The 15543-nt window shown below is 40.3% G+C and carries 16 protein-coding genes; 5 read left to right on the plus strand and 11 right to left on the minus strand.

What is annotated here, in order from left to right; all coding sequences use genetic code 11:
• Positions 1-60 precede the first annotated feature (60 nt).
• Positions 61-558: a hypothetical protein gene (locus AC4J95_RS05215; RefSeq protein WP_494548911.1), complete on the minus strand. Its 498-nt coding sequence runs from the start codon at positions 556-558 to the stop codon at positions 61-63.
• A gap of 289 nt (positions 559-847) precedes the next feature.
• On the opposite strand from AC4J95_RS05215, the gene AC4J95_RS05220 reads away from it, so the two are divergent.
• Genes AC4J95_RS05220 through AC4J95_RS05235 form a run of 4 tightly spaced genes read left to right on the plus strand, consistent with a single transcriptional unit; the run spans position 848 to position 3722 of the window.
• The gene (locus AC4J95_RS05220; protein WP_494548912.1) at positions 848-1435 is read left to right on the plus strand and encodes a TetR/AcrR family transcriptional regulator; all 588 of its coding nucleotides are present in this window, start codon (positions 848-850) and stop codon (positions 1433-1435) included.
• A gap of 2 nt (positions 1436-1437) precedes the next feature.
• Positions 1438-2295 (plus strand): ABC transporter ATP-binding protein, encoded by an 858-nt coding sequence (locus AC4J95_RS05225; RefSeq protein WP_494548913.1) that lies wholly within the window; start codon positions 1438-1440, stop codon positions 2293-2295.
• Positions 2292-2993, plus strand: a complete 702-nt coding sequence (locus AC4J95_RS05230; RefSeq protein WP_494548914.1) for a hypothetical protein — start codon at positions 2292-2294, stop codon at positions 2991-2993. Before AC4J95_RS05225 ends, AC4J95_RS05230 begins: the two co-directional genes overlap by 4 nt.
• Before the next feature lie 15 nt (positions 2994-3008).
• A complete protein-coding gene (locus AC4J95_RS05235) occupies positions 3009-3722 on the plus strand; it encodes an Rv2686c family ABC transporter permease subunit (RefSeq protein ID WP_494548915.1) in 714 nt (237 codons plus the stop codon).
• Positions 3723-3766: 44 nt separating this feature from the next.
• Here AC4J95_RS05235 and metG read toward each other — a convergent pair whose 3' ends face one another.
• Positions 3767-5776 carry a methionine--tRNA ligase gene (gene metG / locus AC4J95_RS05240; RefSeq protein WP_494548916.1) on the minus strand — a complete coding sequence of 670 codons (2010 nt, stop codon included), beginning with the start codon at positions 5774-5776 and terminating at the stop codon, positions 3767-3769.
• A 159-nt stretch (positions 5777-5935) separates the two neighbouring features.
• Between metG and AC4J95_RS05245 the strand changes: the two genes are divergently transcribed.
• Complete coding sequence (locus tag AC4J95_RS05245) at positions 5936-6169, plus strand: type II toxin-antitoxin system Phd/YefM family antitoxin (protein WP_494548917.1); 234 nt, start codon at positions 5936-5938, stop codon at positions 6167-6169.
• A 248-nt stretch (positions 6170-6417) separates the two neighbouring features.
• Here AC4J95_RS05245 and AC4J95_RS05250 read toward each other — a convergent pair whose 3' ends face one another.
• The 9 genes from AC4J95_RS05250 to dtd form a co-directional block, all read right to left on the minus strand.
• A complete protein-coding gene (locus AC4J95_RS05250; RefSeq protein ID WP_494548918.1) occupies positions 6418-8715 on the minus strand; it encodes a MucBP domain-containing protein in 2298 nt (765 codons plus the stop codon).
• A 21-nt stretch (positions 8716-8736) separates the two neighbouring features.
• Entirely contained in the window at positions 8737-9354 is a 618-nt protein-coding gene (locus AC4J95_RS05255; protein ID WP_494548919.1) for a hypothetical protein, read from the minus strand.
• 233 nt (positions 9355-9587) lie between these two features.
• Positions 9588-10502, minus strand: a complete 915-nt coding sequence (locus AC4J95_RS05260) for a CAP domain-containing protein (RefSeq protein ID WP_494548920.1) — start codon at positions 10500-10502, stop codon at positions 9588-9590.
• A 295-nt stretch (positions 10503-10797) separates the two neighbouring features.
• Entirely contained in the window at positions 10798-11217 is a 420-nt protein-coding gene (locus AC4J95_RS05265; protein WP_494548921.1) for a hypothetical protein, read from the minus strand.
• A 103-nt stretch (positions 11218-11320) separates the two neighbouring features.
• Positions 11321-11665 (minus strand): DUF2200 domain-containing protein, encoded by a 345-nt coding sequence (locus AC4J95_RS05270; protein WP_494548922.1) that lies wholly within the window; start codon positions 11663-11665, stop codon positions 11321-11323.
• Positions 11666-11683: 18 nt separating this feature from the next.
• The gene (locus tag AC4J95_RS05275; protein ID WP_494548923.1) at positions 11684-12199 is read right to left on the minus strand and encodes a helix-turn-helix domain-containing protein; all 516 of its coding nucleotides are present in this window, start codon (positions 12197-12199) and stop codon (positions 11684-11686) included.
• Positions 12200-12301: 102 nt separating this feature from the next.
• Positions 12302-13471 (minus strand): NAD(P)-dependent malic enzyme, encoded by a 1170-nt coding sequence (locus tag AC4J95_RS05280; RefSeq protein ID WP_494548924.1) that lies wholly within the window; start codon positions 13469-13471, stop codon positions 12302-12304.
• Positions 13458-14840, minus strand: coding sequence for a class II fumarate hydratase (gene fumC, locus AC4J95_RS05285; RefSeq protein WP_494548925.1), 1383 nt, complete (start codon positions 14838-14840; stop codon positions 13458-13460). The genes AC4J95_RS05280 and fumC overlap by 14 nt, the downstream gene beginning before the upstream one ends.
• Positions 14841-15095: 255 nt before the next feature.
• Positions 15096-15542 (minus strand): D-aminoacyl-tRNA deacylase, encoded by a 447-nt coding sequence (gene dtd, locus AC4J95_RS05290; RefSeq protein WP_494548926.1) that lies wholly within the window; start codon positions 15540-15542, stop codon positions 15096-15098.
• Between the last annotated feature and the right edge of the window lies 1 nt (position 15543).

Consider the following 15543-nt stretch of genomic DNA (forward strand, 5'->3'; position numbering starts at 1 on the left):
AAAATATTTTTCGTGTTCTTATACTATAACATACTTTTTTAGTAAATAATAATGTTGAAATCAGCGATTTTCCGATTCTTTCCGATTATTTAATAATTTTATCGGGATAAAGCTCTCCATTTGTGCCCAGCCCTGCTGCTCGATAATCTCTTTGGGTGTAATGATGTGTCCCATTAAAAAACGTTTGTCCGTAACGTCTAACTCAAGCTGTTCATGATCTTCAATATATTTTCTCGCTTCTTCGAATAATCTTTGACCGACTTCCTCATCGCCGTCTTTATAGGCATAAGTCAAATAATAACCGCCTTCAAAATCAATGACCTCATGATCTTCTGCCTCCATGTCGTCCGTCAATGCATAGATCCATACCATCCCACCTTTTGATGGATCAAAATACAAGAAGTCTCTAGGCATGAAAGCATCACGCGGACTAGGTGAGAGCCTTGAGAAGTAAGCGTCAAATCGGCCAAGAATTCCCTGTTCGGAAAAATCAAATTCAGGATCAGAACCGGATGAAGCAGCTTTAAAGGAAGGAAGTTCAATCATTCTAAATTTCATTACCACACCTCACTTATCATAGTCTAATTATTTTAGCATTGTAGGGCTGGTCATTTCAAATACACAAAGGAATAAAAGGCAAGATCAATGACATCCGTTCATCTAGGAACAGGAAGATGATTACGACTAATACGAATAGCCAGTGTATTCCTTTCCGTGATAACCGATCATAATGATTAGTAGCAGAAGGACTTGCTCTGTTCACCGTGGATTGACAACACGATTAAAACAAGATATATTTATATGACCAAATGATTTTATTAGTCATATAAATATACAGGAGAATGATATGCCAAAATTTAGTGAACAGGAACGCCTAGTTATCGCTCAAAAATTAGTGACTGCCGCGGAAAAGCTTTTTAGTGAATATGGACTCAAGAAAGTCACTGTTGAAGAGATCGCAAAGGCAGCAGCGATTGCTAAAGGATCTTTCTATGCTTTTTATCCCAGTAAAGAAGAACTTTATTTTGCTATCTTAGTGAATTGTCAGAAGGACATGTGGCAAAAGATGGACAGCTATTTGACACAAAACAGTACCTTAAAACCTAGAGATTTAGTAAAAAAGACGATGGTTTATATGCTTGAGCTAATGCAGCGTTACCCCCTTATACAAAAAACAGACAGCGAAACAATGGCTGTCTTGTTCCGCAAGTTGCCTGCAGATGTGGTGGAAAAGCATTCTGGCGAAGATGCGGAAGCGTTGAATCTTTTTATAAATTACGGGGTACGCTTCACCCAACCAATCGAAGTTGTCGCGAAAGCTTTTCAAGCTCTTTATGGCGTAGTCGTTCTATTAGATGAGGAGAATGAGGAGCTGCGTTGGCAAGTTTTGTCTGTCATGATGAATGGTCTGGTCAATGAACTAGTGGAGGAATAACGATGATTAGTGTTGAAAATCTCTTTTATCAGTATCCCAAGAACGACAAAGACACGTTGAAAAATATTCATTTCGAAGTAAAGAAAGGCGAGGTCTTTGGATTCTTAGGTCCATCCGGTGCGGGAAAAAGCACGCTGCAGAAGATTTTGACGGGAACTCTGACTGGTTATCGCGGAAAGGTATCAGTGATGGATCATTCTCTCAGGCATTTAGGGGAAGATTACTATGAAAAAATCGGCGTTGATTTTGAGTTTCCAAATTTTTATGGGAAGTTCACTGCTTTGGAAAATCTTACTTATTTTTCTTCGTTGTATAGGCGAAAGACTTTAGATCCTCGTCCTTTTCTGGAACAAATGAACTTGTTGGAGGATGCTAAAAAGCCTGTCAATCGGTTTTCTAAAGGAATGAAAACGCGATTGGGTTTTATCCGTTGTCTGCTCCATGATCCTGACCTTTTGTTTCTGGATGAACCAACGAGCGGGCTGGACCCATCAAATGCACGAATACTTAAGGATATGGTGAAGGAACTGCAACAGGCAGGAAAAACAATCATCCTGACGACGCATAATATGCATGATGCAGAAGAACTCTGTGATCGGGTCGCCTTCATTGTCGATGGCGAGATTCGAGCGCTGGATACTCCGGCGGCTTTTCGCCATTCTAGCGAGAAAAATCTGGTCACGTGTACTTTTTTCAATCAGGAAAAGATTGAAGAAGATTATCAGGTACCGTTGGATGAGCTGCATACAGATCAACATTTTCTGCGTTTACTGACAGAGAAAAGAATCACTCGAATTCATTCCAGAGAAACGAATCTAGAGGATATCTTTCTTTCATTAACAGGAAGGCGGCTACAATGAGACGACTGCATGTACTCAAAAATGATATCCGCTATCAAGTTCGGTACGGTTTTTACTTCATTTATTTCCTTCTGACGGTCGTGTATATTTTAATCCTTCATCAAATAAATGATCCAGTGATCAAGAGTTTTGTCGGAACCCTGATCATTCTTAGCGATCCCGCTGTATTAGGCTATTTCTTTATCGGTGGTATTTGGCTACTTGAAAAAGAAGAGGGACTGCACAGCTATACCGCGATTGCTCCTTTGAAAAATTCGGAGTATGTCTTAAGCAAGATAATCTCTTTAGGATTCGTTTCAACCTGTTCTGCAACAATCATCACTGGAATCACTATGCCTTGGGTCAATCTCTTTTTACTCACTGGCACTGTCTTTCTATCTTCTTGTTTCTTTACCTTGATCGGATTGCTTTTAGCGACTTTGGCGAAAACGGTCAACGGCTACTTAATGATCAGTGTGCCACCGGCTTTAGTGTTGTTGAGTCCAGGTGTTCTATCGCTGTTTGGAATCAATGTACCTTTCGCTGCAATAATCCCAGGAACGCTGGTCTTTAATCTAATCAGTGCTGTCTTAAGTAATCAGACTGAATCTATTTTTCTAAATTTTGCCAGCTTATTCTTTTGGACCGTTGTACTATTCGTGGGCGTTTGTCGAAGTGTCGCTAAGGATCTTGAACCTTCAAGGATATCCGCTCACTAAGAAAGTAGGAAAATTATGCGCTCAACACTTACCGTTTTTTCGATTGGTTTACGAATCATTTTGCGGGATGCAATCATGTTAGTTTTGATTCCTGCACCTTTTCTGGTTGGAATTGCTTTTCGGTTCTTACTACCCTGGCTGAATCTGATTCTGACCAAGCGTTTCGCGTTTTCTTTTGAAAACTATTATGCCCTGACGGATAGTTTGATGATCCTTTTATCACCTACATTGCTTACTATGTCGAGTGCCTTCCTGCTCTTAGAAGAAAGTGATGAAGGGATCAGCAGTTATTATCAGATCACACCAGCAGGTCGGCTGCATTATTTAATGGCACGAATTGGAATTCCTTCACTTTGGGGATTTTTATGTAGTGTTGTGATAGGGCACATGTTTGGTTTATCAACGCTCTCTTTTTTGAATATCCTTGCGATTTCCTCTATTGCTACTTTATTTAGCTGTGCTGTTGCTATGATGATCGTCACCCTGGCAGCCAATCGTGTGGAAGGATTAGCCATCTCTAAACTAACCGGAATCACATTAATCGGTGCCTTGATCCCTTGGTTCATTTCCGACTCATGGCGATGGATCGTTGGAATTCTCCCAACTTTTTGGATAGGAGGACTATCACAAGGAGCAGCATTAGGACTTAATCTATTTTTAGGAATCGTGACAAGTCTACTCTGGATCGCTTTCTTTACTAAAAGATTTTTGCTAAAAATAAATCATTAAAAAAGGTCGAAACTCGCGAGAGTTTCGACCTTTGCTCTATTCATTTAGCCTACAACCGCACCATTCGGCATATCTTTTGGTGCTTCTACGACCTTCAAGGTACCATCTGGAGCTTCAGCTGAAAGGATCATTCCTTGGCTGATTTCACCGCGCATTTTGCGTGGTTTCAGATTAGCTACGATGATCAGTTTTTTACCAACCAGGCTTTCTGGATCAGCATAGAATTCTGCGATCCCAGATAAGATTTGACGGTCTTGCTTATCGCCTGCGTCTAAGCGGAACTGCAATAGCTTGTCAGCACCTTCGACTTTTTTGCATTCCATCACTTCAGCGACTTTTAATTCAACCTTATCAAAGACATCAAATTTGATTTCTTTATCTTTAACTGAAACAAGTTCAGTTTCTTCAGGATTCCATTTGATTTTTTCTTCTTCAGGCTTGCTGCCTTGTGACATTTGATCTTTGATATACGCAACTTCTTCCTCCATATCCAAACGAGGGAAGATTGGTTTGCCTTTTGGTGTTACTTTTGTATTTTCTGGGAACTCGCCGAAATGAATCGTCGCTAAGTTCATCTGGTCCGCATTCAAACCTAATTGTTCAAAAATACGTTTCGGTGTTTGAGTCATAATCGGTTGCAATAGAATCGCTACGATCCGCAGACTTTCTGCCAAGTGAACCATTACACTGTCTAGTTCCGCTTTGCGTTCTTCATCTTTAGCTAATACCCATGGTTCTGTTTCGTCAATGTATTTATTCGCACGAGAGACCAATGTCCAAACTTCTGCTAAAGCATTGTTGAACTCCATTTTGTCCATCGCTTCACGGTACCGGCTGACCACATTCGCAGCGGTTGTTGATAGTTCGCTATCAAAGTCCGTAACCAACGATTTATATGCCGGTACAACACCTTCACAGTATTTATTGATCATGGCAACTGTACGATTCAATAAGTTTCCAAGGTCATTGGCCAAATCATAATTTACGCGAGCAACAAAATCTTCCGGTGTGAATACACCATCTGAACCAAATGGGATTGCTCTTAGTAAGTAGTAACGAACCGCATCTAAGCCATAACGTTCAACAAGCATTTCAGGATACACGACATTGCCTTTTGATTTAGACATTTTGCCGTCTTTCATCATCAACCAGCCGTGACCGTAGATTTTCTTCGGTAGTGGAATCTCTAAAGCCATCAACATGATTGGCCAATAAATCGTATGGAAACGAACGATTTCTTTGCCGACCATTTGGACATCCGCCGGCCAGTATTTCTTGAATAAGCTATCATCATCTGAGCCGTAGCCTAGAGCCGTGATATAGTTTGATAACGCATCGATCCATACATAGACGACGTGTTCAGGATTCGCATTGACTGGGATTCCCCAATTGAAGGTGGTACGAGAAACAGCCAAATCTTCCAAACCAGGTTTGATAAAGTTGTTGATCATTTCATTCTTGCGTGATTCTGGTTGGATAAATTCAGGATGTTCATCGTAATATGCCAATAAACGATCCGCATATTTACTCATACGGAAGAAGTAAGATTCCTCGCGAACCAACTCAACTTCGTGACCACTTGGTGCTTTCCCGCCGATCACATTGCCTTCTTCATCGCGATAAACTTCATCCAATTGTGTTTCTGTAAAGTATTCTTCATCAGAAACTGAATACCAGCCTTCGTATTCGCCAAGATATATATCCCCTTGATCCAATAATTGATCAAAGATCTTTTTGACCGCTTCCTTGTGGTAATCATCCGTCGTGCGGATAAATTTGTCGTAGCTGATGTCCAACGTCTTCCATAGTTTCTTGATGTCCGTCGCCATCTTGTCCACATATTCCTGCGGGTCCACGCCAAGCTCATCGGCTTTCTTCTCAATTTTTTGTCCATGTTCATCGACCCCAGTCAAATAGAACACATCAAAGCCCATCATGCGTTTGTAGCGAGCAATCGCATCACAGGCAATCGTTGTATAAGAATTCCCAATGTGCAGTTTGCCACTTGGATAATAAATAGGCGTGGTGATATAAAACGTTTCTTTCTCTGCCATAAGGCTCCTCCTTTAAAAATAGATTCCTACGTAGTATACCATAAAATGCTGAATGGATTGAGTCATGGGGGTATTTATTTGTCAGGGAAGAGCTGGTAAACATGCGTGCTGTAAATTCAACATTGAATGATGTACAATAAAAAAAAGGAGCTGATTCAAATGTTGAATATCAAACCCATTTCAGAACTACGAAACTACTCAAAGCTATTGGAAGAAGTAAAGCCGAATGAACCTGTGATCTTAACTAAAAACGGTTATGGAAAATACGCTGTTATTAATTTAGAAGAATATGAACGTTTCACAGCGGGCTTAGAACTCTTAGAAATTGTTAAAGAGGCAAAAGATAGTGGTGTAGCCACTATCCAAGAAGCCGCCGCACGTTATGGAAAATGAATTAACTATGCTTTTTGACTTTAATGCTGAAAATTTGAGACAAGTTCAAATAGCACTTAAGATGATTTAAAAGGAGTTTCACACTTTCTCTAAATAGTCGAAAATTGGTTTAGAATGTGTTTTTTTAAGCTCAAGTCTTCTCAAATTACCTTTAGCGATGAAATCATTATTCACCATCGAAATACTTCTACAAAAAATGTCCAAAAACTATGACTAGCTTTTGAACATTTTTTTCTTTCATTGGAAAATCATCTACTGATAAATAGTTGAGCACCGTACACTTTTTCTCCGTCGCTAGATACACCAATGCCAATATATTGGAGAGAAGGATCTACCATATTTTTTTTATGACCTGGGCTATCGAACCACGATTGATACATTTTTTCTCCTAATATTTTCCCTGATGTCTCTCTAGACTGACTCCACGCAATGTTTTCAGCTGCTCCTTTGTAACTAACGCCTACTTCTCCTAATACTGTAAAGCAACTACTTCCATCTGGTCTTAGGTGATTTGGGTCATACTTTTCCATTAATTCATTGGCGCGAATATTAACAGCCACATTTAATTTAGCATCCTGCTTAAACTCACTTAGATTAAGCGATCTACGCAGTTCATTTACTTTTGCCAATATTGTTTGTTTCATGATTGTTAATTCAGACTCTGGCAAAGGAACGATTTTCGAATAATCTAAAGTCATTGTTTTATTACTACTTACTTTTATTGCTGTTAAAGAGTTATATACTGCTAAATAACCGGTAAATAATTTTGACCTAGCAGTATAATTCTCGCCGTGTTGGACTGTTGCTGTCTCCTCCTCCAAGATAGTTCCATCGTCAGCTTGGTGGATTATCGTAATAGTATATTGGTTTAAATTATAATTGAACGTCAGAGTCATATTTCCATCGACTGTCACAACTTGAGTGTTGTTTCCCGATAGCGTATATCCATAGAACGATTTTGCAGTTGCCGTATAGACTTTACCATATTTAATGGTAGCCGTTTCAGCCTTTAAATTTTTTCCGTCATTGCCTTTGTGATTGACTGTAACCGTATAATCATTGAGTGTGTAAATGAATGTAATCGTCATGTTGCCAGTAACTGTCACTGTTTGTGTCTTATTACCAGACAACGTATAGCCAACAAATGTTTTCGAATTCGCAGTGTGACTTTTTCCACTTCCAACCGACACTGCTTTTTCAGTTTCCAATATTTTACCATCGCTGCTTTTATGAACGACTGTGACGTTGTAATTTTCTACATTTTTCGTGTAATTAAACGTGAGTGTTGTTGCTCCTTTTATCGTTATTTTCTGAATTTTATTGCCAGATAGTGTATAGCCAGCGAAAAATTTTGAATTTGCTGTATGCTCTTTGTCATATTCGACCGATACCACTTTTTCGGTTTCTAAAATTTTACCATCACTACCCTTGTGTACGACAGTGACATTATACTTGATTGGATTATAAGTAAATGTGAGTGTTGTCGTGCCTTTCACTGTTACTTTCTGGGTATTGTTGCCAGATAGAGTATATCCTGTGAAGGTCTTCGATTTCGCTGTATGCTCTTTGTCATACTCGACTGACACTGCTTTTTCAGTCTCTAATATCTTTCCATTACTACCCTTATGCACGACGGTTACATTATATTTATTAACTGTATAAGTGAATGTGAGCGTCATATCTTTGGTTACTGTAACTTTTTGTGTTTTATCACTTGGATGTGTATAACCTGTGAAACTCTCTGCATTAGCTGTATATGATTTGCCGTTTTCTACAGTATCTGTAGTAGTTTTTAACGTTTTCCCATCCGAACCCATGTGTTTGACTGTCACCTTATACTTCACTGGTGCCGCATTCTTCGTATAGTTAAACGTAATCGTCTTATTTCCATTCACTGTGACGGTTTGAGAGTTACTTCCTTTCAAGGTATAGCCGCTCAAACTACCTGCTTTTGCTGTATAGGATTTTCCTTTTTCAACGCTCGCTGTAGAGGTCTTTAACGTTTTCCCATCTGATCCGACATGCTTCACTGTAACAGAATATTTAGTAACTGGCGTTGTTTTCTTTATTCCATACCAAGCAATACCTTCGTCTTTCCAGCCCACCCGAATCAAATTCTTTTGCTCCGCGTAATTAACCGTGTAATTATGTGACCCTGCTTTTGCATTCGGATTGTAGGCGCGATAAAGTGGAATAGTCTTCTTTACGTCCGAATACCAGCCGATACCTTCGTATTTCCAGCCGACTTTTACCAAATGATTCTTTTCGTTGGCATTTAGAGTGTAGTGATGATCGCCTGCATTCGCATTATACAACCGATACACAGCATTTCCCGTTGCCGGGGCGGTCCAACCAATGCCCTCGTACTTCCAACCGACTTTCACCAAGTGATTCTTTTCATTCCCATTTGCCGTATAGAAGTGCTCACCCGAATTTGGATTATAGAGACGATGCATGTCCGCCGCATTTGCTTCCTCAGCCGATGCGATGAAAATGGTAAAACATAAAGACAATACCAAGAAAACAAACATTTTTACCTTTTTCATTACCTTACCTCCTTGTAACGATTAGTAACTCACTTTCGTAACTCCATAAGTGCCTTTTATCCCTTGCGCCAATGATTCATTAGAATAATTTTTGATCCATTTTTCAGCCTCCGCATAGCTCTTAAAAAAATTGATGCCATTTGCGATGTCATTATGGTGCTCTCTTGAATTATCGGGGGTGTACCAAACCGTGTATCGTGGAGCTGGATCTGTCGCAGACTTGCTTAAGTAAAAAGCGATCCCTTCATAACGCCAACCCGCACGAACCAAGTCATCACGTTCATAGGCATGCAGTGTATAGTGATGTGATCCCGTTTTAGCATTCGGATTATACAGGCGATAAACAGGATAATCCCCATTAGAATTCCATGCAGTACCCTCGTAGCGCCAGCCAACACGTGTTAAATGATCCCGCTCATTTGTATCGAGGGTATAGTGGTGATCTCCACCATTATTAGGGTTATACAGCCTATGAACGGGAAATCCAATTTCTGGAATCTGCCACGCGGTCCCCTCATTGCGCCAACCAACTTTAACTAGATGGTTTCGCTCATTGACATCAATCGTGTAGTGATGCTCACCTGAGTTTGGATTATAAACTCTTAACAGGGGGGGCATCAGCAGACACAGTAGTAGCAAACATCCCTGTTGCTACTCCAAACATGCTTAATGAAAGAACTAAAACGAGATACTTCTTTTTGAATGCATTCATAAAAGGACCTTCCTTTCTAGATGTGAATATAATCACATGTATTCCTGTGGCAACCAACCTAAATTAATTTTTCACTGCTTGTTAAGAGAAAAAGGTGATAAGCAAAGGACCTTACCACCCTGATTCATTTTATCTAAGACCTTCTTAAATTATCGTGATTCTACTTGGTGATGAACAGCTGCACGCCATACACATTCGAACCAGACCGAGCGACCCCTACACCGATATGTGTAAATCTAGGATCTATCATATTTAAGTAACGGTTTCTACTGTTGAACCACATGCTATACATTTGTTCTCCCAGTTTATCGCCAGATGTTTCTGATGAGCTCAGCATCGCAATATTTTCACCACAAATCGTAAACGTAAGTTTATTTTCAGTTAATGCCGTAATATATCCGCTTCCATTCGGCCGATCATGGCTGTACTTCTTGACCAACTCATTGGCACGAATGTTCGCCACAGCAGTCAAAGTCGAATCTAACTTAAGCTCGTTGCAGCCATTAGCTTTGCGCCGCAGTTCATTTACTTTTTGAATGATCTTATTTTGCATTTTTTGCATTTCCGCGGCTGTATTAGTATTTGATGACTTTTTAATCCCATACCAAGCGATTCCTTCATCTCGCCATCCGACTCGAAGTAAATTCTTTTGCTCGGCATAATTCACCGTATAATTGTGTGAACCAGCTTTGGCGTTCGGATTATAAGCACGATACAGCGGAACGGCCTTTTGTGGATCAGAATACCAGCCGATTCCTTCATATTTCCAGCCAACTTTCACCAAATGATTCTTCTCGTAAGCATGAAGCGTATAGTGATGATCACCAGCATTGGGATTATACAGCCGATAGACAGCGTTTCCATTTTCGGGCGCGATCCAGCCAATTCCTTCTGACTTCCAACCAACCTTTACCAAATGATTCCTTTCATTCACATTTGCCGTATAAAAGTGCTCACCCGAATTTGGATTATAGAGACGATGCATATCTGCCGCATTTGCTTCCTCTGCCGATGCGACAAAAACTGAAAAACATAGAGACAATACCAAAAAGACCAACAACTTAACCTTTTTCATCAACTTACCTCCTTATGTTTTTTTAACAATTGTAAAATAGATATTATTATTCATTTTAAATACATTTCGTTTAATTGTAAAGATTAAAATTTATATTTTCACATTAATCAACATTGTAAATAAATCGATATAAACAATAAATGTTTTATTTATCAAAAAAAAGCGTTTCTATCTATCCTAATTTTTATCTTTTACTAGAGCATATAAAGAAACAGCAGCTCATGACGACCTGCTGTTCAATATCACCTATTTATTTGTTGTCGATTTTCAATAATTAAAATACACGTTCGACTAATTAGCTCTTCAATAATTGATTCTTTTTAGTAAATTTCTTTGCCAGGTGTGGTAGTATTGCGTCCGTCAAAAAAACATAGAAAATGAAAAAGATTCCGCCTAAGATTGGTTTATAAATATCACTTTTCGCTCCATAATGATCCGGCGTAGTGGAGATACGATAAGGCTTATTCTTTTGATAGTAAATATAAACCTGTTCTCCTTCCTTTCGTTCTTTATCATCCATAGCAACACCATAACTATTTTCCGGGAAATTGATGGTTTGAACACCGGATCGATCAATATGAACAGTTCCCAACGAACGACCTTTAGCGCTTGCTGCAAACTCCTGATCCATCTGCCAATTGGAATAAGCACAATAGAACAACATTAGACCAACTAGTATAAGCATTAACCCAGAAAACTTTTGTATTATCTTCATGTTTCTCTTCTCTCCTCAAAATCTACCTAATCCATTTTACCACCGCCCCTTTAGACAAAAAAGGGATAAAAAACAGCGAATCCTAATAGACTCGCTGTAATAACTATTTTCGTAAGATTTTCTCCATCTTTTTACCTTTGGCTAATTCATCCACTAACTTGTCCAAGTAACGAATTTTTTGCATTAACGGATCTTCGATATCTTCCACTCGATAGCCGCAGATCATACCTTTGATCAAGGAAACATTCTCATTCAGTTCTGGAACTTTCGCAAAAAAAGTTTCCATATCATTGCCGGAATCAATTTGCTTTTGCAGGCCTTCCTCATCGTATCCTGTCAGCCAATAAATAACCTGATCCAGTTCTTCTTTGCTTCGTCCTTTTTTCTCAACTTTTTTAAGATACAAGGGATAAATCGAGGCGAAACTCATTTTGAATATTTTACTCATTTACTGACCACCTTTTTTCTAAATAAAATGTAATACCACAAGAAAAATACAAAAGAATACTGACAAAGCAACTCCCACAATGAGTCCTTGTTTAAGTTGTTTGTCAGAGTCAATTTCTTTTCCTTTTAACCGATCTAGCTTAAATTTGAAGGCAAACATCGTAACAAAATTCGCCGAAGCTGCCGCCAAAACAAAATAAGTCAATTCGCGATGAGTAGTTTCTTCTGGCAAAAAAATAATCACTAATAAGATAGCCGCTGTTAGTATGGGAGCTACAAAGTATAAAGCTGACAATTTCGCGATTTTCTCTTTTCGCTTGATTTCCTTCACCACAGTTGAATTTTCCAACAGCAGATCATCCAGCGATACGTGAAAAACTTTTGCTAAGCGCAGGACACTTTCGATATCAGGAATGGTCTTGCCTGTTTCCCAATTTGAAATTGTCCGCTTTGATACAAAAATTTTATCGGCTAATTGCTCCTGTGTCCATTCTGCTGTCTGACGCTCTGTTTTGATGCGTTGGCTGATTTCCATTTGATCACCTTCAATAATTGGATTTATTAATACCAAACTACTGCTGCAGGCTGTAAATGTCGATAGAAAGTTCTTTCCATCCTTGATATGACAACGTTTTGTTTAACGTGTCACGCCATCTTTTCTGGCAGCTTCGACTACTTTCATCGTGATCAAATCCACCACATTTTCATCAAAAGCAGATGGAATAATGTAATCAGAATTCAATTCACCATAAGGAATCGAATCAGCGATCGCATGGGCACAGGCTAATTTCATTCGCGGTGTGATCTTTTTCGCTTCAGCTGTAAATGCGCCGCGGAACAATCCTGGAAAGGCGAGAACATTATTGATTTGGTTTGGAAAATCTGAACGACCTGTTCCAACGACTGAAGCTCCGCCGGCGATCGCTTCAGCATACGTGATCTCTGGTTCTGGATTCGCCATTGGAAAAACGATGTTGCCGTCATTCATCGAAGCGACCATTTCTTTGGTTACTAAATTTGGCGCAGAGACACCGATGAAAACATCCGCGCCAACAAAAGCTTCTGCCATCGTACCAGAAAAATCGGTTGGCGAAATCAATTCCAAGATTTCCTTTTCAACAAAGGTCGCTGTCGTCATCGCATCATTCAACGCGCCATCCTTATTAAAAGCGATGATATGCTTCACACCAAGATCGACTAACATATGAATGATCGCACTGCCAGCCGCACCTGTCCCTGAGATGACAACCTTCAAATCTTGGGCTTCTTTTTTAACCAGCTTCAACGCATTGATCAAGGCGGCCGTCACTACAACCGCTGTTCCGTGTTGATCATCATGAAAAACGGGAATATCCAATGCTTCGATCAACGCACGTTCAATCTCAACACAGCGCGGCGCACTGATGTCCTCCAAGTTAATGCCACCGAATGTCGGGGCGATCGCTTTAACAATCTGAATGATTTCCTGCGGATCTTTCGTATCTAAGCAAATCGGTACCGCATCAATATCAGCGAATTCTTTGAACAACAGCGCTTTTCCTTCCATTACAGGCAAAGCGGCTTCTGGTCCAATATCACCCAAGCCCAAGACAGCCGTTCCATCGGTCACAACTGCGACACTATTTCCCTTCCAAGTATAGTCATAGGCCTTATTTTTATCCTCGGCGATTCTGCGACAAGGCTCTGCCACACCAGGAGTATAGGCTAAAGAAAGATCATCTTTGTTGTGTACCTTTGCCTTGCTCGTCACTTCGATCTTGCCGCGCCATTTTTTGTGTGCTGTGATTGCTTCATCATAAATAGTCATCAATATTATCTCCAATCATTTTTTCCGGTCGAACCCATGCATCATATTCTTCTGAAGTCACATAACCTAAAGTTAAGGCGGCTTCCTTCAAGGTTGTTCCCTCGTTAAATGCCTTCTTCGCAATCTCTGCCCCTTTGTCATACCCGATGTGAGTATTCAAGGCTGTTACTAGCATGAGGGATTGCTCCAATAATTCTGCCATTCGCCCTTCGTTGACCACCAAGCCCTTCAAGCAATGATCGCTGAAGGAATGCAGCGCGTCTGTTAACAGACGAACACTTTGTAATAGATCAAAAGCGATTAATGGTAAATAAACATTCAGTTCAAAATTCCCTTGCGACGCAGCAACACCGATCGCCGTATCATTTCCCATCACCTGCACAGCAACCATTGCCAAGGCTTCGCATTGGGTTGGATTGACTTTCCCCGGCATGATCGAACTGCCAGGCTCATTCGCCGGCAACGTGATTTCGCCTAATCCGCTACGAGGACCGCTTGCTAACCAGCGAATATCGTTCGCCATTTTCATACTATTCGCTGCCAAAGCTTTTAGTGCTCCGCTGACATAAACGACCGCATCACGATTAGCTAAAGCATGAAATTTATTTGTTTCTCCAATAAAATGAATCCCAGTTTCTTCATTTAATGCTTCAATAAAAGCTCTTTCATAGGCTTTTGAAGCATTCAGACCTGTTCCTACAGCCGTCCCGCCGATAGCCAATTGACGCAACTCAGCTAAACTATTGATCAGCATATTTTCATTATGCTCCAGCGCAGAACGCCACCCACTGATTTCCTGAGCAAAGGTTACCGGAGTCGCATCCTGCAAATGCGTCCGACCAATCTTGATTACGTGCTGATTCTTTTCTTCCAATTCTTCTAACACGCCAATCATCTCATGAATGGCTGGCAGTAAATTCTTCTCGATCACAAACGTTCCAGCAATGTGCAGCGCAGTCGGAAAGACATCATTGGAGCTTTGCGACATATTCACATCATCATTCGGATGGACTGCCAGATCCTTTTGGCTTGCTAAATGCGCGATCACTTCATTGGCGTTCATGTTGCTTTGCGTCCCACTGCCAGTCTGCCAAACAACTAATGGAAACTCGTCCCAATTTTCGCCCTTTAATAATAAATCAGCAGCCTTTTGAATCGCCAAAGACTTTTCCGCAGCTAATTTGCCGGTTCTTTGATTGGCAACTGCCGCCATCTTCTTCACTAATACAAGAGCGCGTAATAGTTCTGGCGGCATTTTTTCCCCGCCAATTTTAAAGTTTTGCCGACTCCGTTCAGTTTGTGCTCCCCACCAGGCCTCTTTTGGCACCTCAATTGGGCCCATTGAATCATGTTCGATCCGCGTTTCCATACATTCGACTCCTTCTTCATATTAATGTATTAATTTTTCTTCCAGAAAAAATCGTTCGATTTTCATCCGTATATCATTCCTCTATACTTCAGTGGATTTAACTTATTTCATTTTTGATACTTACTGATCTAGCCACGATCCTGCGAAAAGAGGAACTGAGATCCTTATTCTCTCATTTTGTTCAATTATCCCTTATTTTTCATCTAAAAGGTAGAAAAAAAAGACAAAAACCCGTAGATTTTTGTCTTTCGTTCGTTATTTATCTCTTGTATCGAAAAGGATCGTAACTGGGCCATCATTGACCAGCGCCACGTCCATATCGCCGCCGAATTCTCCGGTCTCGACCGTCAAACCTGTTTGTCGTAACCCCTCATTGAAATATTCATATAAGGGAATTGCTGTTTCTGGTCGAGCGGCTTTAATGAAACTTGGTCTGTTGCCTTTTTTCGTATCCGCGTACAATGTAAATTGCGAAACGCTCAATACGCTTCCGCCGATACTTTGCAGCGACTGATTCATTTTTCCTTCGTCATCTTCAAAGACCCGTAGCAAAGGGATTTTTCGAATCAGATAATCCGCATCTTCCTGTGTATCTTCTTCGTGAATCCCCAAAAGGATCATAAATCCCCGATTGATCTTGCCAATGACCTGCTCATTAATCGTTACACTGGCTTGACTCACTCGTTGAATAACTGCTCGCATA

This window comes from Enterococcus sp. GPZ-007 (genome assembly GCF_059374735.1).